Below are 20,384 nucleotides of genomic sequence, written 5' to 3'. Positions count from 1 at the left end.
TTATCGGACAGCAATTGACTAATAATTAGCAAAAAAATAAAAAACCTTACTCCAGAGGAATAAGGTTCGATGATCACTACAATTAAAATGGTATGGATGACAAATGAAGAATTACGATTTAGAACTGCGCTCAGGATCCAGCTTCATGCGCATTCTTAGGATTAAGTCTATGACCGGGCGTTTGGTTTTGCTGATCACACCAGTGATCTCCGCACCAATCTGCAGGAAGAAGAGCATGACGCAGATAACCACAAACGTAACCCAGTTGGCTTCATATAGCGAAGCGGAGGTCTGGATAACAGCCAGAATTCCGAAGAAGGCTGCGATGCCATAAATAATCAATACGGTCTGGCGGTGGCTGAAGCCAAGTTCACGCAGGCAGTGATGAAGATGGCCTTTGTCCGGTGCAAAGATTGGTTTCTTCTGCAGCTTACGCCGTACGATGGCAAAGAATGTATCCGATAAAGGAACCCCGATAATCAGGAGTGGTGTGATAAACGATACCACTGCAATCTGTTTGAATCCGAGCAGCGCGAGCAGCGCCAGGCAGAAGCCCAGGAACAGCGAGCCTGTATCACCCATGAAGATTTTGGCGGGATGAAAGTTAAAGAACAGAAAACCGAGTATACTGCCCAGAAGCAGTAAGCACAGCAGAGCAACCATGGTATTGCCCATCAGGAAGGCCATTACAGCAATGGTGGCAATCGCGATACCGGATACACCGGCTGCAAGCCCGTCCAGTCCATCGATCAGATTCACGGCGTTCGTGACGCCGACAATCCAGAAGATCGTCAGAGGGATGGCAATCCAGCTCTCCAGTGAGGAATAGCTATTATGAAAGGGAATGTTTACGAAATCAACAGTAATTCCAAACCCGAAAACTACGATGCAGGCTGCGGCAATTTGGCCCAGCAGCTTCACCTTGGCTGATAGCTCAAACCGGTCATCGAGACCGCCGATCAGCACAATCAGACCGCCGCCACAGAGCAGCGCTTTGATGAAGTTAGCCTCCCGCGGAGTGAAGTCATACGGAATAATCGGTAATACGGCAAGCAGGCCTAACACAAACGCCAGAAATATGCCGAGTCCGCCAAGGCGGGGCATGATCTTCGTATGCACTTTACGGGCATTAGGCACATCTGTCGCACCGATCTTAATAGCAAATTTCTTAACGAGCGGCGTCAAAAGCAGTGCAAGTCCCATGCACACAATAAATCCGGCGATGTATATGATTAACATTTGTTCAGTCGACCCCCATTTCTCTACCGCATTGAATTATACGCTGAACCAAAAACAAATTCCAATACCGTTTTTAGGCTGTTACACGGATTTTTTCAGTAAATATCCTCAAATTACTGGTCTTTTGTCACTTTATCTTTCTCTCGTACCACTTTTACTGCAAATTTCGGCAGCGCAAGCATTCTTTTGTAACGTGTAGGTTCCTTAATCAGCCGGTATAACCATTCTGCCCTCAATTTCTGGAAGGCTTTGGGGGCACGGCGGCTCTTGCCGGAGATTACATCGAAGCTCCCGCCGACGCCCATCATGACCGGAATCTGGAGCCGGGACTTATATTTAGCAATCCATGGCTCCTGGCTGTCAGCCCCTCTGGCAACGAAGAGCAGGTCAGGCTTAGCTTCGAGAATTCCGGCGAGGATCTGCTCATCCTCATCCGGACCAAAGTACCCGTCATGATAGCCTGCGATGACAATGCCGGGATATCCAGTTTGTAACCTAGAAGTCGTCTCGCGAATCACCTCGGGGGTTGAGCCCAGCAAATATACTCTCCAGTTGTAGCTTTCACCCTGGCGCAATAATTCATGTAAAAGATCAAAACCCGCTACACGCTCAGCGACTGGCTCTTTGCAGTAATCCGCTGCCCACACTACACCAGTCCCGTCGGGAACTACAAGCTCTGCTGATTTCATAATCTCCATATACGACGGATTCTCAAGGGCCGCCATGACCATGATCGGGTTTGCGGTAATGACCTGGTGGGGAACACGATTATGAACCGCCTCCGTCAAATAAGAAACCGTTGTCTTCATATCAACTTTGGATACTCGAATGCCGAAAATCGGCACTGTTGGTATCGCGCTATCTGCTTTCACTTGTCACTCATCCTTTACGGCGGAAATATTGGGCAACTTGCCGGGCCGGAGCCTCAGCTTCTTCAACCAGCGAAGCAATCAGCGGTTCACGCTCACGCTTCCATGACTCCCCCGATTTTAGCAGCTCCAGAAGTCCCGCTGCAACCATATCACCTTCCAGCGCAGCTGTCGAACCTACCGGCCGGCAACCGATCCGTTCAAGGAAATGGTCGATCTTCGGATCATAGGAGACCCCCATTAGCGGTACCCGTCTTCCGGCAGCATAGATCAGGCTGTGGAGCCGCATGCCAATCAGCGCCTGACACTGTCCTACTTCACGCAGCATCTGCTGCGGATGGAGCGCATCCTCGCAAATACTGACGGTTCCCCCATGCTCCTCTACAACTTGTCCCAGCTTCTGCATGACATAACGTGAAGCCTCATTGTCCGCAGAATGATGAAAGGGCAGAAAACGTAAGTGAAGCGGCAGCTCTGCTGATACCTTCACCAGGCCTTCAGCCAATGCATCCAGCTCTTTGCGCGACTGCTCCCAGAAACGTACGGAGATGCCCACGGTATAAGGTGATGTCTGCAGATTAGAGATATCTGAATCATGGATATGCGCATTGCCGCTACTCGGCTCATGCGTTTCTGTGCGTACATCTTCCGGTAGCGTAAGGCCCATAACCGGGTCAGGGACGACATCTATCTTGTCCTTGTCCAGACCCATAGACTGCAGCAGCAGGCGGGACTGCTCGTCCCGTACGGATAGATAAGCACATTTACGGAAAGCCGATTTGATCAGCGGATGAAACAGCTTGCGGTTCACCGGGCCTATCCCTTGGGCATAGATAAAGGTTGGCTTGCCCATCCACTGGGCCAGCTTAATGATGGCCAGATAGTACGGAATAGTCTTGCTGCTTGTTACATCCTGAAGCAGACTGCCCCCGCCGCTTATCAGCCCGGCACTCCCTGATATGGCCTTCCGGACTTCCCCCAGCTTCATCCGGTGCACGGATTCGACACCGTAAGCAGCGGTTGTCCATTCCGGATCAATGGAGAGCACCACGGGCGTCAGCGTTATTCCAGCAGCCTCGGACTGCTTACGGAGTGCGTTCAGAATGGACTGCAGAACCGCCTCGTCTCCGCTGTTGCGGAATCCGTAATAACCCGAAATTATAATTTTTTGAGCAGCGGCGACCATCGTTTCCAACACCCTTCCGCAATCTGCCATACCCCTATAGCGATAATGCCGATGATAAGACCGAGTCCAAGACCCAGAAGTCCGCGGACCAGCGAGATCAGAACCGGCGAATGAATATGGGCAAAGGTATCTACCATGGACAACTGGCCGATAACCGCAATAATCATAATAAAAGCAGCATTCCGGTATTTATAGGCCATGAATGCGCCAAGGATAAAGAGCGGATGTGCCAGCAGGAACTCTTTGTTACGCGGTCTTACTCCGACTGTATTCTCCAGGAAGGTGCGGAACGACATCTCGAGCGAGCTTACACTGCCGCTGTTGCCTGTACGGCTTAAATAGTACATCCCCAGAATACCCAGCACGCCGGCAGCAATTACCATTGCGAGCGTGATCGGCGTCCGCAGCAGCTTGCCGGTCTTGTTGAAGGCAAATTCCCCACGGTACAAAAGCACATACAGCGCAGTCAGTCCAATCGGTGCTAAATGAAGCAGACTTACGCCGCGGAACTGATTGAGCACCAGGGCATAGGTGACATTATTCAAGAGCGCAATTACAAAGGGTACTGCACTAAACGAGATGAGCGCTGTTTTGACGTAAAGAACCAGACTATGTGTCAGCCTGCGGCGCGGGCCCATCACAGCAAAGGTCAAGGCATTGGGACGCAACGGCGGTCCCATTTCATTAATCTTGCGGATAGCCAGCACCATAGCCACGGTAGGCGCACTTATAGCCACTGCAAGAGCGAGTGCCTGTTCAAATAACGCCGGCTTCAGAACCATAAGTCCTGCACTTCCCAGCAGCCCCAGCACCCATGCAGGCAGTGTAAGCCAAGGAACAAAGTAGGAAACCAGGAGCGCAACCATGGCTACAGCCCCGATTACAGCAATTAATTTGAAATAACGCTGGAAAGAGGAATCCACCACATCAAACGCAGTAGCTTGTCCCATTTCAAAACCGTTAGCTTCAATTTTTGCAACTGCACCATCAGGCCCGCTAAGGCTGGTAACCAGATTGTCGAGCGTATCGGTAACCTGTGCCTTGGATGTATCCCGTGACGGAATCGTATTAAGATAGATCATCCGGATGTTACGGTCTTTCGTAGCAAGTGCAAAGCGGTCGGCAATCACTTCTGTGGACAGGCCGGAATCAGCCTCACTGAGCGAGTACAGCCGGGTCACGTTATAGTCCAGCAGATAGGCCAGTTTGGAGAAGCCTTTTTGCTGTACCTTAATATTCTCAATGGCTGCAATCCCCATCCCGCGCTCCTTCAGCAGATCGGCGAATGCTGTGATACTGGCCAGATCAGCATCATCGGAGTAGCCTTTAACAGACTCGCCTTCGAAAAGCAGACGTTTGACGCCAAGCTCCGCGTAACGGTCCAGCAGACTCTTAACGGCTTCCTGATTATACGCCAGCGAATCTACAAGGCGCGGCACAATATTGAAGCCTTTGTCATGCAGCATCTCCAGTGTAGACGGATCCGGCTGCAGCGGCTTGAGCGTTGCATCCTCCAGGGGAGTTTTGATAATCAGGCCTTGTTGTCCGCGGTAGGTCCAATCTTCTGTTGCAATATCCAAGCCGGCAAATGCCTCCCGGATGATCGGTGAGAGCGTTCCACTGTTCTTCGCACTGGTAAAGAGGACATATGTATAGTTCTCATTCTCAGGAATTACAGTATCGGTCAGATTAGCGATATCAGCCGCTCCCCACAGCATCAGGCGGCGGGCCTTGCGGAAATCCTCCAATGTGCTTTCGTATATTGCCATACTCTGAACACCGGCAGACTTCAGCCGGTCGAGCTGCTCGGAGATATAATCCTGCGGATTCCCCCGGTAGCTGGCTACTTCGACCAGATCGCGGTAATCAAAGACAAATTCAACCGTTTTGGAAGACTTCTCCGTCTGAAGACGATCATACACAACCGGGAGAGCAGCAAGCAGGCCAATCACCACGATAATCCACAACCATTTGCGCGAAGCTATATTCCAGCGTTGCCATTTCTGATGCACCAAAAGTACCTCCTCTTTCACTTTAAAGCTAATTGCCAATCCGTCATAATAAGCTCAAACACTCTTGCAGTGGTCAAATTTAAGCGGAAACGGATGTCCCTCTACCAGGAGCAGCTCCGTTTCCGCAGGCATGTTCTATATTTAGTATTATTTCCCGTCTACACGGGCCATAACCTGATTAGTCAATTCAGCCACTTTGTCTTTGGCATTCTGAAGCGATTCGCCAACGACGGCGAAATAAACCTTGATCTTCGGCTCGGTGCCGGAAGGACGCAGGCAGAACCATGAGCCGTCAGAGAGCAGATATTTCAGCACGTTCTCCTTAGGCAGACCGTTCAGTCCGAGTGAATAGTCGAGCACCTCTGTAACTGAGGCTCCGGCAATTTCATGCGGCGGGCTGGTGCGCCAGTCATTCATGATTCCCTGAATTTGTGCTACACCGTCTTTACCTTTAAGGGTGCGCGATTCGAGGCTTTCAAGGAAGTAGCCGAATTGTGCATACAGTTCCTGAAGCACATCGTACAGCGTCTTACCCTGGGCTTTGTAATAAGCCCCCGCTTCAGCGATCAGCATCGCAGCCAGTACAGCATCCTTGTCACGGGCGTAGTTGCCGGCCAGGTAACCATAGCTCTCTTCATATCCGAAAAGATAAGTGTATTCGCCGGACTGCTCGAATTGGTTCATCTTCTCGCCGATATACTTGAATCCTGTCAGCGTGTTGAACACGGTAGCGCCGTAATGGCTGGCTACAGCCGCTCCCATCTCACTGGTCACAATAGTTTTAACTACTGCACCATTGCTTGGCAGCTTGCCCTGCTCCTGCAGGCGGCTCAAATAATAATGAATCATGAGGGCCCCCGACTGATTACCGGACAAGACCACAAACTTGCCTTCATTGTCCCGCACAACCGCACCCATACGGTCTGCATCGGGGTCTGTACCAATTAACAGATCGGCATTCAGTTCCTCACCCAGCTTCATAGCCAAGGTGAAGGCTTCACGCTCTTCCGGGTTCGGCGATTTCACTGTGGAGAATTCTGAATCCGGCTGTTCCTGCTCGGGCACCACATGTACCTGGGTGAAACCGATCTTCTCAAGTACACGGCGGACCGGAAGGTTGCCTGTCCCATGCAGCGGTGTGTAGACAATCGAGAAATCACGGCCAAGCGTAGAAGCAATCTCTTCACGGCCGACACTGACTGCGGCTACTGTATCCGTAAACGCTTCATCCTCAGCTTCACCCAGCCAGTGCAGCAAGCCTGCACTCTCTGCGGCTTCACGGGAAATACGCTTTACGCCGTTAAAGGAGTCCACTTCCAAAATATTAGCAATTACCTTCTCCGCTTCGTCAGGCACCAGTTGCCCGCCTTCTGCGTTATACACTTTGTACCCGTTGTACTCAGGCGGATTATGACTTGCAGTAATTACAATGCCTCCTGAGGCCTTCAGATGGCGAACTGCAAAGGACAGCTGCGGTGTGGACCGCAAGGATGGGAACAGATGCGTCTCAATTCCGTTGCCGGCCAGCACAAGTGCAGCTTCCAGCGTGAATTCCGGCGAAAAGCGGCGGGAATCGTGGGCAATGACCACGGAAGGAAGTCCTTCTCCTGTATGCTGTCCCAGAATATAATTAGCGAAGCCCTGTGTCGCTCTGCCTACGGTATATCGGTTAATCCGGTTGCTGCCGGCGCCGATCACTCCGCGCAAACCGCCTGTCCCGAATTCGAGGTCTCTATAGAAACGTTCTTCCAGTTCCTTCGGCTCATCCGCAAGAGCCTTCAGCTCTGCCTTGGTGCTCTCGTCAACGGAAGGGTCCTGCAGCCAGCGTGTTAGGGTTTCTGCGGCCTTTGGGCTTAATCCAGTCATGTGAATCTCTCCTTCTCCATCTATAATTTATAATAATTTTATAACAGGATCTAGCTGAGTGCGAACATAATTTCCCCGGAAGCTACAATCTTGCCTTCCACTTTAGCGGTAGCCTGGCCTTTGCCGATGCTGCCTTTAAGCCGGGTAATCTCCACCTCAAGCACAAGAGTATCGCCAGGTACGACCTGGCCGCGGAAACGGAAGCCGTCGAGGCCGGCCAGGAAGCCTATTTTACCGCGGTTTGCTTCCAGCCCCAGAATAGCTACTGCGCCCACCTGAGCCAGCGCTTCCGTGATTAGCACACCCGGCATTACCGGATATCCCGGAAAATGTCCGGTGAAAAAAGGTTCATTCACCGTCACATTTTTGATGCCGACAGCCCGTTTGCCCATTTCTATTTCAGTGATTTTGTCCACCAGCAGAAATGGGGGCCGGTGGGGGATGATTTCTTGAATTTGATTGATATCCAGCATGATCAGCAAAGCTCCCTTCGGATGTAACCGCGTCTATAAAACCTCCGCCTACAGCAGCGCTTTTGTTTTATTCTTCACCGCCCTGCATAAATATGGGCAGCTTCGGCAAAAACTATAACTATCCTTCACCACCTGCAGCAGTGGAGGTTGAGATAAGGGGCTTTCTCCACCGCACGCGGCAGCATGGCGGAGAGGGCCCTTTTTGGCGCTCTTAGGGCACGCCATCATTATACATTTTTCAGTATAAAAAAGAAAACTCCCCTGTACAACAAGGGAGCTTCCGAAATCCTGTATTCAGGAATTATTTAGGGTGCAAACACCAAATCATATACATGCTTCCAGGTGCTCCACAGGAGCACATCGCTAAATTCCTTTTTGCCGAGAATCACGTAACCGACGACCAGGCCGCCTCCAAGCGCGGCAACAAGCAGCAGGGGAATCAGGAACCACTGGATAATGGTCCATGCCGAAATCCCGCGCCGCCTTACCGGCTGCTGCTGTTGTTCTTCTTCCGGTTTGTTGACCTTCTCACGACTCATTCCGTCACCTCACGCGCGCATGTTATTAGCCAGGCCCAGCATCTGGTCACTGGAGGACAACGCCCGGGCAGCAAGCTGATAGGTGCGCTGAATCTGCATCATCTCGGTCATTTCCTTACTTAGATCCACGTTGGATGACTCCAGATATCCGGTACGTACGCCCACATCCTTCGCTTCACCTGCGGCTCTTTGCACAAACGCCTGCTGTGCAGTCACACCATCGGCAAGCGTATAGAAGTTGCCGTCCACAGCTTGCAGAGCATTCTTGCTCAGCGGCTCTACAATCATAAGTGTGCCCGCTATAATAGCAGGATCATTCTCACCGGTCTTGGTAAGTACCCGGCCGCTCTCGTCAATAGCAGCACTCACATTGGCTGGCACTGTGAGCGGATTCCCGTCTGTGTTCAGCACAGGGTTACCGGTATTATCTACAAGCATCATATTGTCAGGATTCGCGGTATCCGGGATGAAATGGAAATCACCTTGACGGGTATACGCAGTAGCTCCGTTGACCTGAACACCGAACAATCCATTACCCTGAAGCGCCAAATCCGTTGGATTCCCCGTTTCCTGAAGAGTGCCCTCTTCCCAGTTGCTTGTAACCGAAGGCACACGGACACCAAAGCCGATATTGAAGCCCAGAGGCATACTGCGGCCAGGCTGGTCATAGTCTTTGGATTGCTGCTGCACACGTGTGAGCACGTCCTCGAAAGAGCCTTCTTTGCTCTTATAGCCGTTTGTGTTCATATTGGCAATGTTATCCGCTATGATATCCAGCCGCTGCTGTAGGCTGGACATGGACACAGCGGCACCGATTGTCGAGTTGTTCACAGATCTAACCTCCCAAAAGCTTAATAACTAAGAAGAAACCGGTTCACTTCATCAGTGCACCTGCAGTCTATATTCTGCCGACATCATTAACAGCCTTCTGCAGGCTGCTGTCATAAAACTGGATTACCTTCTGATTCGCTTCATAAGCCCGGTAGGCGGCGTTCATATCCACCGTTACCTGAGTGGCATCCACATTAGAGTTCTCCAGATACCCCTGACGCACCTGCAAATTATCGGTGGCATTGGAGTAACGGATTTCAGCGGCCTCCGCATCATCGGCATGGAAAACGCCGTTCCCGTCACGTACCAGCTCCTGCGGTCTTGTAATTACACTGATCCCGATGCGGGTTCCTGAAGGCAGTCCGGTCGCATTGTTAATCAAGTTACCCTGCCCGTCCACTTTAAGGCTATCCTCAGGGCCTGTCAATCTCAGCGGATTACCGTTACTGTCCAATACGCTGAATCCCCCGGAGCTAAGCACCTCTCCAGTAGGTCCTACCGTAAATCTTCCGTTACGTGTATATAAATTGTTACCTTCATTATCCTGTACTGTAAAGAACGCCTGCGGACGGTAAGTTACCTCGCCGTCAGGACTAATATATTTACCTGAGCCGTCAAAAGCAAGATAAGCGCCCGCATTATCCGGGTCCTCTACCTGCAAATCGGTTGACAGCGCGAAATCTGCGTTTTTGCCGCTTTCGATAAGGTCACCCTGCAAATACTGGGAAACAGACTGTTCGGCAAAAACCCCTGTGTTAAGCCGGCCGACAGGCTTCGTAACGCCACCGCTCATCGCCGAGATCAGCACCTCGGGAAATGCATGACTGACGCTGTCGACCTGCTTGTACCCCGTTGTATTCAAATTGGCAATGTTCTGTGTCGCTGTATCATGTCTGCGCTGCTGCGTTACCATTCCTGCAGCCGCCGTATATAATCCTCTTAGCATGAGGTCAGTCCCTTCCTGAATCTGCTGTTAACTTATTATCGGCAGACTAGAACTTTTTCTTAACAACCTTATCTAAATGGTCAAGCATAATTCCCGTCCCCTTAACTACACAGTGCATCGGATCTTCGGCAACCCAGACCGGAACATGCAGCTGTTCAGAGAGCAGCTCGTCCAATCCGTTAAGGAGTGCACCGCCGCCGGTCAATACGACTCCGCGGTCAATAATATCTGCCGACAGCTCCGGCGGTGTACGCTCCAGCACTGACTTCGCCGCAGCCACAATAGCAGAAACCGGATCCCACAGCGCTTCCTTCACCTCACCGGATGTGATGGTCAGTGTCTGGGGAAGTCCGCTCACCATGTCACGTCCGCGTATATCCAGCTCAGCCTTCATGCCGCCCGGGCGTACGGACCCGATAGTAACCTTGATATCCTCAGCTGTACGTTCACCGATCAGGAGTTTATATTTCTGTTTGATATATCTTAAAATGGCTTCGTCGAACTTGTCCCCTGCGACCTTAATCGAAGAGGCGGTAACAACGTCGCCCATGGACAATACGGCTACATCCGTTGTTCCCCCGCCAATATCGACGACCATATTTCCGCTTGGCTGATAAATATCCATCCCTGCTCCGATTGCCGCAGCTTTGGGTTCTTCTTCCATGAAAACTTCCTTGGCTCCGCTGCGTTCCGCGGCTTCACGGATTGACTTCTGTTCAACGGACGTAATATTCGTAGGCGCGCAAATCAAAATACGGGGCCTTGAATACCAGGTCCGGCCCCCGACGCGGTCGATAAAATATTTCAGCATCATTTCTGTAATCGCAAAATCGGCAATGACTCCATCACGGAGCGGACGAATTGTAGTTATGTTTCCAGGTGTGCGCCCAACCATCCGGCGTGCCTGTTCACCAACCGCAAGGACTCTCTTCGTATCACTTTCAAGTGTGACCACGGAAGGTTCATCCAGAACGACTCCCCTTCCCTTGACATGAATGAGCACATTGGCCGTGCCGAGATCGATTCCGATATCCTTGCTAAGCATAATGAAAGAGCCCCCAAAGTGTTATTTTAAATGAGAATAGTTAGATAGTACCAAATTTAAAAATACCATACTTTAGGGGGTGTACACAATGTAGTAAAGCTGAATTATTACTTAAAATTCCGAAAATCTTATGGCTTTGATGCTACGGCTACCTCACGCTTTTTGCCTGTCGTTTTCTTATATTTGATTTTTGTGGCTTCTCCCCCCCGAAGATGACGGATTGATTTGTGATATTCGAGAATGTGCTTCACCTGATCTGCCAGATCCGGATTGATTTCCGGCAGCCGTTCGGTTAAATCTTTATGCACCGTGCTCTTTGAAACGCCAAATTCCTTGGCTATGGTCCGGACCGTGTGCCTGGTTTCCACGATGCAGCGTCCGATTTTGATCGTACGTTCCTTGATGTAATCGTGCACGCTCCCGCCTCCCAACTGTGGATAGTTTGGTACATTATATGAGGGGCGGGCCTATATATTCGCGCTTTCAAGACATGACAAGCTCCGGAAGGCCCATTTTATTTCTCGGACAACCTATTTATGAGCCGTTTGCAGTTCCATTCTCCAGATAGAACCGGTCCCGCCGTCCATTTCGGGTAGAAAAATAAAAAAACAGGAGGCTTTCGCCCCCTGCGGAAATTTCGGCTCAGCGCTGTGGAAGCAGATCCGAAGGATTCACAATCTTGCCGTCCTCGTGCACTTCAAAGTGCACATGGTTGCCGAGACCTTTCTCCAATTCGTTCTGTCCCGCTGTTGCCAGCGTATCGCCCTGCTTCACTTCATCACCCTGCTTGACTTTGGTATCGCTAAGACTCTGGTAAACTGTCTTCAGATCACCCGGAGATGCAACCTCGATCACTTTACCGAGTACTGCCACATCTTCGACTCTGGTGACTTCACCGCTGAGGGCTGCCTTTACGTCAAACGTCTTGTTGTCTTCGCGGGCAATATCGATCCCGGTGTTGGTAATAAAGGTGTTATTGTACTGCACCATCGCCGCCACATGATTTTCTTCTGTGCCGTTTTCATCATAGTACGGTTTGACCACTTCGACTTCACTTGGGCTCGCTACCGGCCAAGCCAGGCTTTCTGCTGAAGCTACGACTTCCAGGGCTTCCGGATCACCGGTCAGGGCTCCGGTTTCATTCCCGGCAACACCTTCCTGTGAAACGACCGCGGCGGTGTCCGGATTCAGCGGCTTCTGGCCGGCATCCTGATAGACCCACACCAAGGTTAGTATAATTGCCGCTGCTGCCGTGTAGACTGCCGGGAATACCCACCGTTTGGATAACAGTCTGGTCCATGAAGAAGGCTTAGCGCCTGAATCTCCCTGCTTGTTTTTGAGAGATTCATCATGGTTTGGTTTGTTTTTGTCTTGTTCATTCATATGGTTATCACCTCAGTAACCAGTGTTACCGGGCGCTTCGCTTTTATACGTATCTTGCAAGTTATTTTTTCAGAAGAGTTGAGATTCCCGTAAAAGAGACCCCGCTGTAATAGTGTTTGAGAATCTGCGTGGCTGTACTTCCCTGCTTCGCCATACCGTTCGCCCCCCATTGGCTCATGCCGACGCCATGGCCGTTTCCATAGGTTGTGATCAGCACCTTCCCGTCCTTCCGCTTCCAGGTGAACTGGCTCGAACGAAGTCCCAGCTTCTCTCTTACCTCCCGGCCTGTGAACACAGTACCTCCGATAGAGATCTTCTTGATCCGGTGTCCTGCTGTCAGCGAGATCACTTCTGCGGGCAGTCCGGCCGAAGATGAAGAGACTTGCAAGGCCTTGCCTGAGGCAGCCAGATTCGCCGCAGCGGGAAGCTCCCTGGCAGTAAGCCCGAGCTTGCTGCGGAGCTCCGAATTGCTGAAGGTGTAGGTGACCGCGAGGTTCGGGGTAATCTCCCGCTCCCAGGGGCTGGCTACACTGCGCAAATAGGGAACCTCAGCATTCCAGTAATCCTCGGAGTTCTCCGTATACCCTCCGCTGGAGGCAAAAAAGGAGGCCGTAATCGGCTGCCCTTTATAAATCATGATGATCCCGCGCGTCTCCAGGACCGCGCGGCGGAGCTTCGCCAGTCCGGCGCGCTTGCTGCCGGACGCAAAGTCCCGTTCCAGCACGGCTTGCGAGATGTAAGCCTGATGGCTTACCGTATCGCTCACATCCGCCTCAGGAACGGGTACCCCGCTGTGGTCGCCGGCCAGCAGGCGGCGGGCAATGAATGTGCGGGCGGCAACGGCCTGGGCCTTGAGCGCTTCGAGCTCAAAGTCCGCCGGCATCTCCGCCGCCAGCACGCCGCTGACGTATTCCTCCAGCGGCAGGGTCTCGATTTGTCCGCTCTGCGACAAATAGACGGAGACCTCCGGCTGTGGCGCTTCCGCAGCAGCCGCTCCCGGCGGTGCCGGCGCGGCCTGCGGCACGGCCGGAGGTGCTGGCTGTTGTCCGCCTCCGCGCAGCGGGACAACAGCCAGCGGCAGCAGCAGCGCCGCCAGCAGCGGCGCTGCGAGCCAGGCGGCGGGGGCCAGCCGCCTGATCCGGGGCGCCCCGCGCCGCGCACGCGCTACGCTGCGCGGGCGCTTCAGGATGCGCCGCAGCAATCTTAACTCTTTCATCTCTATGGCTCCTTCCATAAGCACCGGTGATTCTTATAGATATGAATTTCCGGCACCTGCTAGAACGTGATTCTGAGAGAAAGAGAGTTGCCCGGAGGCGCAGCAAAATAACCCCACAAAGTGGGGCTTTAGCATCGATGATGGTAAAGGTACTTTGCGGGGACCCCAAACATATAAATTCCAGTCTATCAAAAAAGGGACCAGCCGCTTATTCGCGGGCTGGTCCCTTCAGGTTAAAAATTGCTATTATACCCAGGACGGCTGAATCTGAAAGCGCGGTTTGACCTCATCGCTCTTGAAGGATTCACTTCTTGCCGGTTCCGGCTTAAGTACTTCTTCCTTCACAGCTGCAGTTGCAGCCGCTGATTCTTCCATGGAAATACGCCATATGTCCGCACCAAGACCCGACAGCTTCTCGGCCAGATGCACATAACCACGGTCAATATGATGCGTTCCGCTAACCTCTGTAGTGCCTTCAGCCACCAGGCCCGCCAAAATAAGCGCAGCGCCTGCACGCAGATCCGTAGCACACACCTTGGCACCGACAAGACGGGCATTACCGGTAACGATGGCGGAACGGCCTTCAATCTTAATCTCAGCATTCATGTTATGGAATTCATCCACATGCATGAACCGGTTCTCAAAAACAGTCTCTGTAACTACAGAGGTACCTTCGGAACGCAGCAATAACGCCATCATCTGCGACTGCATATCGGTAGGGAACCCAGGGTAAGGCAAGGTCTTGAGATCCACAGCCTTCAGCGGCTTGTCGCTGATAACGCGGACACCGTTCTCGTCTGGAATAACCGTAACGCCCATCTCTTCCATCTTGGCAATAACCGGGCCCAGATGATCAGCAATGGCGCCTTCCACATATACATCGCCGCCCGTAATTGCTGCAGCTGCCATATAGGTTCCAGCCTCAATACGGTCCGGAATGACATGATGTCTTACCCCATGCATACGTTCAACACCTTCGATCCGGATCACTCCGGTGCCTGCACCGCGCACAATACCGCCCATGCCGTTCAGGTAATTCGCAAGATCAACAATCTCCGGCTCTTTCGCGGCATTCTCGATTACAGTAATGCCTTCGGCAAGTGCCGCAGCCATCATTATATTTTCGGTTGCACCTACGCTGGCCACATCCAGATAAATCTTGGCTCCGCGCAGCCTTCCGTTACTTTTCGCATCAATGTAGCCCTGGCCCAGACTGATCTCTGCACCCAGTGCTTCAAACCCCTTCAAATGCTGGTCAATCGGCCGAGTCCCGATGGCACAACCGCCAGGCAAGGAAATACGTGTATGCCCCATACGGGACAAGAGTGGACCCATTACCAGGAAAGAAGCCCGCATTTTGCGCACCCATTCATAAGGCGCTTCGCAGGAAGTAATATTTCTGGCATCAACCTCAATGATATCGTTCTGGTATGTAATACCTGCACCCAGAGATTCCAGCACTTTGCTAATCGTGATTACATCGTCTAGCGGAGGTGCGTCCACAATGACGCTAACTCCTTCTTCTGCCAATAGAGAGGCGGCTATGATCGGTAGTACGGAATTTTTTGCGCCGCTAACTTTCACGCTCCCGGTCAATCTGTTGCCACCGCGGACGATAAATTTGCTCATTTCGGTTTCCCTCCGCGTCCATTATTTCTGAAATTAATTTGAGTTTGAAATTCGTCAGTTAAAATATTGAATATTCCGTCACTGCGCCTAATGTGCAGACGCATTCCTTAAACTTCAGTGTTGACATAATAAAACCTTATTATTCGACACTTTTTTCACTGCATTGGCCTATGACAGATATAACCAAACCAACCGTCATTAAAACATCCGGGCGATAAGTCCGCTCCAGCCCAGATAATCCAGCAGAAATCCGGCCACGAAATGGCCGAGGACAATGGCCAGCAGCAAATGCAGCAACCTGCCCTGAGGACTCTTGGGATATCTTATGACCAGATCGAGCTTTAGGTTCTGAAGTGCCCACCAGGATAACGCGACACAGACTAGAGAAACTACCATCGAAATTAAACTGCTGCTGCCGATCGCACTTGACAATTCAGCGGATAAGCTTGTGTTCATCATTAGCCCCCCGTGTAAGGTTACTCGGAAATCGACTCTTATATCATACTTGCGCAGGGGAAAAGAATCCAGTACTTTTACGAATTTTTAAACAATTGGCGTATTATCTGCCTAAGTGTTTACGATATGTTCATACTCTGCTAGATTCGGGTAAGCAAAAAAGCAGTCAAGCCCTAGGCTTGACCGCTTCTCTGCTACTGTTGTCCTTTTCCGGTCGAAACTTTGATCCGCGTTACAGCGCGCTGCAAGGCCAGCTCAGCACGGCGGTGATCAATTTCATCTTGCTTGCTTTGCAGCTTAAGACGGCGCTCAGCCCGTTCCTTAGCCGCTTCAGCGCGCTCCACATCAATATCTTTGGGCAGCTCAGCACTTTCAGCCAGCACCGTTACCTTATCTTTGTGCACTTCAACGAAACCGCCATGAACGGCGATAGACACCGTTACGCCGTCTGCTTTGACGCTAAGCGGAGCAACCTGAAGCGGAGTTACCAGCGGAATATGTCCCGGCAAAATGCCTAGTGCACCATTCACGCCACGTACCGTCAAGCTATTCACTTGCTTGGAGTAGACCAGATGCTCCGGAGTGACAATTTCGAGCAAAAAGGTATTCACTTCCATTCCTCCTCAAAGCTTTACAGAATAAAGCTCACTACCCGGCTCATGCCGAGATTACAACGTTTTGGCTTTTTCCACTGCTTCTTCAATCGTACCTACGAACAGGAACGCTACTTCCGGAAGATCATCGTGCTTGCCTTCCAGGATTTCTTTGAAGCTGCGTACTGTTTCTTTGATCGGCACGTATTTGCCTTTGAAGCCTGTGAACTGTTCTGCTACATGGAAAGGCTGGGACAGGAAGCGCTCAACCTTACGGGCGCGGGACACAATGACCTTATCCTCTTCACTCAGCTCATCCATACCCAGGATTGCAATGATATCCTGAAGCTCAGTATAACGCTGCAACAGCTGCTTAACGCCTTGTGCCACATTATAATGCTCTTCTCCGACGATTTCAGGTGCCAGCATACGCGAGCTTGAAGCCAGAGGGTCAACCGCAGGGAAAATCCCTTTTTCGGAGATTTTACGCTCCAGGTTGGTAGTCGCATCCAAGTGGGCAAACGCAGTAGCCGGTGCAGGGTCTGTATAGTCATCCGCAGGCACGTAGATCGCCTGGATTGAAGTAACAGAACCTTTCTTAGTGGACGTAATACGTTCCTGCAGCTGACCCATTTCTGTAGCCAGTGTAGGCTGGTAACCTACCGCAGAAGGCATACGGCCGAGAAGGGCCGATACTTCGGAACCCGCTTGGGTGAAGCGGAATATGTTATCGATAAAGAGCAGCGTATCGCGGCCTTCAACATCACGGAAATATTCCGCCATGGTCAGACCGGTCAGAGCTACGCGCAGACGCGCGCCCGGCGGCTCATTCATTTGTCCGAATACCATCGCCGTTTTCTTGATAACGCCGGAATCCGTCATTTCATGATACAGGTCATTACCTTCACGGGTACGCTCGCCAACACCTGCGAATACGGAGATACCGCCGTGTTCCTGTGCAATGTTGTTGATCAGTTCCTGGATAGTTACAGTTTTACCTACGCCGGCACCGCCGAACAGGCCGATCTTACCGCCCTTGGCGTAAGGGGCAAGCAAGTCGATAACCTTAATGCCGGTTTCCAGAACTTCTGCCTGAGTGGACAATTCATCGAATGTAGGAGCCAGACGGTGAATCGGGTTTCTTGCAGCCACCACTTCAGCGCCGTTATCGATTGGATTACCAAGCACGTTAAATACGCGGCCGAGTGTTGCTTCACCAACAGGAACCGAGATCGGTCCTCCCTGGTCAATGGCATCAATACCGCGTACCAGTCCATCTGTCGAAGACATGGCGATACAACGCACCAGGTTATCTCCAAGATGATTGGAAACTTCAAGAGTCAGATCCATGTTACGGCCATCGCTCAGAGTCCCAACAATTTTGATAGCGTTGAATATCTCGGGCAGCTGGCCGCGTTCAAATTCAATATCGACAACCGGACCCATAATGCTCACAACGCGTCCTTTGTTCATCTTCATTTCCCTCCTCGAAAGCTGTTACATATGTAGAAACGGTCCATTACCCTTTACAGGCATCATCCGTTTCTGCGGATAAATACAAGGCAGGGCCAAGCCCGGAGGCATGGACCCACTCATATTAAGACTGCGCGTTCGCACCAGCCACGATCTCGGTAATTTCCTGCGTAATTGCCGCCTGACGGGCGCGGTTGTACGTAAGTCTTAGTTCTCCGATCATTTTTGACGCGTTCTTCGTTGCACTGCCCATAGCTGTCATCTTAGCTCCCAGCTCACTGGCCTTGCCGTTCAGAAGAGCACCGTAGATTAAAGTTTCGGCGTATTTAGGAAGCAGAACTTCCAGCACGCCTTCAGGAGAAGGTTCGTATTCATAGGCAGCTGTCGCTCCGTGATGCTCGCCTTTTCCTACACCATCCATAGGCAGAAGTCTGTCTACAGTCGGAACCTGGCTGATCGCATTGATAAACTGGTTGTAGCAAATGTACAGCTCATCGTAGACGCCTGTCTCAAACTGGTTTACCGCCGAATAAGCAATGGACTTGATGTCAGCAAACTTCGGGGTATCGGACAGCTCGGTGATTTCCTCTACAATGGGGTACTCACGGCGGCGCAAAAAGTCACGGCCCTTGCGGCCGATAACAAACAGTGCATACTCATCCTTGGACTTATGCCGCTCTGCGATCAGCATCGTTACTTTACGCAGAATGTTGGCATTGTAGCCACCTGCAAGACCTCTATCCGAGGTGATGATCAAATACCCTGTTTTTTTGACAGGCCGGCTGACCAGCATCGGATGCTGAACATCCTGCGTACCGGCAGCAATACTCGAGACCACCTCTTTAAGCTTCTCTGAGTAAGGACGCGCAGCTTCCGCTTTCTCCTGCGCTTTGCGCAGCTTGGAGGCGGCGACCATTTCCATCGCTTTGGTGATCTGTCTGGTGTTCTGAACGCTCTTAATTTGACGTTTAATATCGCGCATGCTTCTTGCCATGATTTCACCACCTCTGAGCTTTGGCGTAGCCAAAGCTAACATCGTAAGCATAAGCTGAGCTTTGGCACAGCCAAAGCTCACTTCGTAAGCGTAACTGAGCAAACTCTATATATTAGCTTGTAGCAAAGCCTCTTTTGAATTTCTCGATCGTTTCTTTGAGTGCTGCCTCGTTGTCTGCTGTCAGATCCTTGGTATCCGTAATGGATTGAAGGATTTCAGTTGCACTGCTGTCGATATACGCCAGGAATTCCTTCTCGAAACGCTTCACGTCTTTGACAGGAATATCATCCAGATGTCCTTTGACAGCGGTGTACAGACTGAGCACTTGGTGCTCAACATTAAGCGGCTGGTTTACGCCTTGTTTCAGAATCTCCATCATACGCGCACCGCGGTTCAAACGGGCTTGCGTAGATTTATCCAGATCGGAACCGAACTGGGAGAAGGCCTGAAGCTCACGGTATTGAGCCAAATCCAGACGCAGGGAACCGGCAACCTTCTTCATTGCTTTGATCTGCGCGGAACCCCCTACACGGGATACGGAGATACCGACGTTGATCGCCGGACGCTGACCGGAGTTGAACAGATCGGATTCAAGGAAGATTTGACCATCGGTAATCGAGATTACGTTCGTAGGAATGTAAGCCGATACGTCAGAAGCCTGTGTTTCGATGAAAGGAAGGGCGGTTAATGAACCTCCACCAAGCGCATCGCTGAGCTTAGCCGCACGTTCCAGCAGACGGGAGTGCAAGTAAAATACGTCACCCGGGAATGCTTCACGGCCCGGTGGACGGCGGAGCAGCAAGGACAATTCGCGGTAAGCCGAAGCCTGCTTCGAAAGGTCATCATAAATAACAAGAACATGCTCGCCTTTATACATGAAGTATTCGCCCATTGCGCAGCCTGCGTATGGAGCAATATAGAGCAGCGGAGAAGGCTCGGAAGCCGACGCGGTTACAACGATAGTATATTCCAGCGCGCCGTGACGGCGGAGGGTTTCTACTACCTGTGCTACTGTAGATTGTTTTTGACCAATCGCAACATAGATACACTTCATGCCGTTGCCTTTTTGGTTGATGATCGCATCAATGGCGATCGCAGTCTTACCGGTTTGACGGTCACCAATGATCAGTTCGCGTTGTCCGCGGCCGATTGGTACCATGGCATCGATCGCTTTCAGACCTGTCTGCATCGGTTCATGAACCGATTTACGGTCGATAACGCCCGGTGCATTATGTTCTACAGGACGGAATTCAGTCGTTGCAATTGGACCTTTGCCGTCAAGCGGCTGCCCCAGTGCATTCACTACACGGCCCAGCATGGCTTCCCCAACCGGAACCTGCATAATTTGTCCTGTACGTTTGACTTGATCGCCTTCACGAATGGCTGTGTATTCACCCAGGATAACAACACCGACGTTGCTTTCTTCCAGGTTAAGCGCCATGCCTACTACACCGTTGGAGAACTCCAGCAGTTCCCCTGCCATTGCGTTTTCCAGACCGTAGACACGGGCGATACCGTCTCCGACTTGAATGACGGTGCCAATTTCGGCCACTTCGATATCGGCTTTATATTGCTCAATTTGATTTTTGATCAAAGTGCTGATCTCTTCAGGTCTGATGCCCAATATCCTCACC

19 protein-coding genes are annotated in these 20,384 nt (G+C 51.5%); all 19 read right to left on the bottom strand.

Features of this window, described 5'->3' with window-relative positions:
* Positions 1-111: 111 nt before the first annotated feature.
* Entirely contained in the window at positions 112-1,239 is a 1,128-nt protein-coding gene (locus tag NYE33_RS06630) for a glycosyltransferase family 4 protein (RefSeq protein ID WP_042140236.1), read from the bottom strand.
* A 113-nt stretch (positions 1,240-1,352) separates the two neighbouring features.
* Positions 1,353-2,111: a WecB/TagA/CpsF family glycosyltransferase gene (locus NYE33_RS06625; RefSeq protein ID WP_042140237.1), complete on the bottom strand. Its 759-nt coding sequence runs from the start codon at positions 2,109-2,111 to the stop codon at positions 1,353-1,355.
* A gap of 7 nt (positions 2,112-2,118) precedes the next feature.
* The gene (csaB, locus tag NYE33_RS06620; RefSeq protein ID WP_341068610.1) at positions 2,119-3,294 is read right to left on the bottom strand and encodes a polysaccharide pyruvyl transferase CsaB; all 1,176 of its coding nucleotides are present in this window, start codon (positions 3,292-3,294) and stop codon (positions 2,119-2,121) included.
* Positions 3,267-5,306 (bottom strand): DUF5693 family protein, encoded by a 2,040-nt coding sequence (locus NYE33_RS06615; protein WP_042140239.1) that lies wholly within the window; start codon positions 5,304-5,306, stop codon positions 3,267-3,269. Before NYE33_RS06615 ends, csaB begins: the two co-directional genes overlap by 28 nt.
* Before the next feature lie 147 nt (positions 5,307-5,453).
* Positions 5,454-7,172, bottom strand: a complete 1,719-nt coding sequence (locus NYE33_RS06610; RefSeq protein ID WP_042140240.1) for a phospho-sugar mutase — start codon at positions 7,170-7,172, stop codon at positions 5,454-5,456.
* 50 nt (positions 7,173-7,222) lie between these two features.
* On the bottom strand, positions 7,223-7,645 hold the full coding sequence (gene fabZ / locus NYE33_RS06605) for a 3-hydroxyacyl-ACP dehydratase FabZ (RefSeq protein WP_039303787.1): 423 nt from the start codon (positions 7,643-7,645) through the stop codon (positions 7,223-7,225).
* 305 nt (positions 7,646-7,950) lie between these two features.
* Positions 7,951-8,184, bottom strand: a complete 234-nt coding sequence (locus NYE33_RS06600) for a DNA-directed RNA polymerase subunit beta (protein ID WP_042140241.1) — start codon at positions 8,182-8,184, stop codon at positions 7,951-7,953.
* A gap of 9 nt (positions 8,185-8,193) precedes the next feature.
* Positions 8,194-9,015 carry a flagellar hook-basal body protein gene (locus tag NYE33_RS06595; protein WP_042140242.1) on the bottom strand — a complete coding sequence of 274 codons (822 nt, stop codon included), beginning with the start codon at positions 9,013-9,015 and terminating at the stop codon, positions 8,194-8,196.
* A 67-nt stretch (positions 9,016-9,082) separates the two neighbouring features.
* On the bottom strand, positions 9,083-9,961 hold the full coding sequence (locus NYE33_RS06590; RefSeq protein WP_341065185.1) for a flagellar hook-basal body protein: 879 nt from the start codon (positions 9,959-9,961) through the stop codon (positions 9,083-9,085).
* Positions 9,962-10,007: 46 nt separating this feature from the next.
* Positions 10,008-11,006 carry a rod shape-determining protein gene (locus NYE33_RS06585; protein WP_042140244.1) on the bottom strand — a complete coding sequence of 333 codons (999 nt, stop codon included), beginning with the start codon at positions 11,004-11,006 and terminating at the stop codon, positions 10,008-10,010.
* 128 nt (positions 11,007-11,134) lie between these two features.
* Positions 11,135-11,422 (bottom strand): sporulation transcriptional regulator SpoIIID, encoded by a 288-nt coding sequence (spoIIID, locus tag NYE33_RS06580; protein ID WP_019915029.1) that lies wholly within the window; start codon positions 11,420-11,422, stop codon positions 11,135-11,137.
* Between the two features lie 226 nt (positions 11,423-11,648).
* Positions 11,649-12,389 carry a M23 family metallopeptidase gene (locus NYE33_RS06575; RefSeq protein WP_341065183.1) on the bottom strand — a complete coding sequence of 247 codons (741 nt, stop codon included), beginning with the start codon at positions 12,387-12,389 and terminating at the stop codon, positions 11,649-11,651.
* A gap of 61 nt (positions 12,390-12,450) precedes the next feature.
* The gene (gene spoIID, locus NYE33_RS06570) at positions 12,451-13,605 is read right to left on the bottom strand and encodes a stage II sporulation protein D (RefSeq protein ID WP_341065181.1); all 1,155 of its coding nucleotides are present in this window, start codon (positions 13,603-13,605) and stop codon (positions 12,451-12,453) included.
* Positions 13,606-13,851: 246 nt separating this feature from the next.
* Positions 13,852-15,234, bottom strand: a complete 1,383-nt coding sequence (gene murA / locus NYE33_RS06565; RefSeq protein ID WP_042140247.1) for a UDP-N-acetylglucosamine 1-carboxyvinyltransferase — start codon at positions 15,232-15,234, stop codon at positions 13,852-13,854.
* A 198-nt stretch (positions 15,235-15,432) separates the two neighbouring features.
* The gene (locus NYE33_RS06560) at positions 15,433-15,690 is read right to left on the bottom strand and encodes a DUF1146 family protein (RefSeq protein ID WP_039309319.1); all 258 of its coding nucleotides are present in this window, start codon (positions 15,688-15,690) and stop codon (positions 15,433-15,435) included.
* Positions 15,691-15,884: 194 nt separating this feature from the next.
* Positions 15,885-16,301, bottom strand: a complete 417-nt coding sequence (locus tag NYE33_RS06555; RefSeq protein ID WP_039309326.1) for a F0F1 ATP synthase subunit epsilon — start codon at positions 16,299-16,301, stop codon at positions 15,885-15,887.
* A 57-nt stretch (positions 16,302-16,358) separates the two neighbouring features.
* Positions 16,359-17,756: a F0F1 ATP synthase subunit beta gene (gene atpD / locus NYE33_RS06550; RefSeq protein WP_039309318.1), complete on the bottom strand. Its 1,398-nt coding sequence runs from the start codon at positions 17,754-17,756 to the stop codon at positions 16,359-16,361.
* A gap of 124 nt (positions 17,757-17,880) precedes the next feature.
* Complete coding sequence (atpG, locus tag NYE33_RS06545) at positions 17,881-18,750, bottom strand: ATP synthase F1 subunit gamma (RefSeq protein WP_039309316.1); 870 nt, start codon at positions 18,748-18,750, stop codon at positions 17,881-17,883.
* A gap of 112 nt (positions 18,751-18,862) precedes the next feature.
* Positions 18,863-20,374, bottom strand: a complete 1,512-nt coding sequence (gene atpA / locus NYE33_RS06540; RefSeq protein ID WP_042140249.1) for a F0F1 ATP synthase subunit alpha — start codon at positions 20,372-20,374, stop codon at positions 18,863-18,865.
* Positions 20,375-20,384 lie beyond the last annotated feature (10 nt).

This window comes from Paenibacillus sp. FSL R10-2199, assembly GCF_038000235.1.
GTDB lineage: Bacteria > Bacillota > Bacilli > Paenibacillales > Paenibacillaceae > Paenibacillus_AQ > Paenibacillus_AQ phytohabitans.
This window is presented reverse-complemented; position numbering and strand designations above follow the sequence as displayed.

Bases quoted from the DNA above. Each gene is read 5' to 3' on its own strand.
- NYE33_RS06630 (WP_042140236.1), bottom strand. From the start codon at position 1,239: ATGTTAATCATATACATCGCCGGATTTATTGTGTGCATGGGACTTGCA.
- csaB (WP_341068610.1), bottom strand. From the start codon at position 3,294: ATGGTCGCCGCTGCTCAAAAAATTATAATTTCGGGTTATTACGGATTC.
- NYE33_RS06610 (WP_042140240.1), bottom strand. From the start codon at position 7,172: ATGACTGGATTAAGCCCAAAGGCCGCAGAAACCCTAACACGCTGGCTG.
- fabZ (WP_039303787.1), bottom strand. From the start codon at position 7,645: ATGCTGGATATCAATCAAATTCAAGAAATCATCCCCCACCGGCCCCCA.
- NYE33_RS06600 (WP_042140241.1), bottom strand. From the start codon at position 8,184: ATGAGTCGTGAGAAGGTCAACAAACCGGAAGAAGAACAACAGCAGCAG.
- NYE33_RS06590 (WP_341065185.1), bottom strand. From the start codon at position 9,961: ATGCTAAGAGGATTATATACGGCGGCTGCAGGAATGGTAACGCAGCAG.
- NYE33_RS06585 (WP_042140244.1), bottom strand. From the start codon at position 11,006: ATGCTTAGCAAGGATATCGGAATCGATCTCGGCACGGCCAATGTGCTC.
- NYE33_RS06575 (WP_341065183.1), bottom strand. From the start codon at position 12,389: ATGAATGAACAAGACAAAAACAAACCAAACCATGATGAATCTCTCAAA.
- spoIID (WP_341065181.1), bottom strand. From the start codon at position 13,605: ATGAAAGAGTTAAGATTGCTGCGGCGCATCCTGAAGCGCCCGCGCAGC.
- murA (WP_042140247.1), bottom strand. From the start codon at position 15,234: ATGAGCAAATTTATCGTCCGCGGTGGCAACAGATTGACCGGGAGCGTG.
- NYE33_RS06560 (WP_039309319.1), bottom strand. From the start codon at position 15,690: ATGAACACAAGCTTATCCGCTGAATTGTCAAGTGCGATCGGCAGCAGC.
- atpD (WP_039309318.1), bottom strand. From the start codon at position 17,756: ATGAACAAAGGACGCGTTGTGAGCATTATGGGTCCGGTTGTCGATATT.
- atpG (WP_039309316.1), bottom strand. From the start codon at position 18,750: ATGGCAAGAAGCATGCGCGATATTAAACGTCAAATTAAGAGCGTTCAG.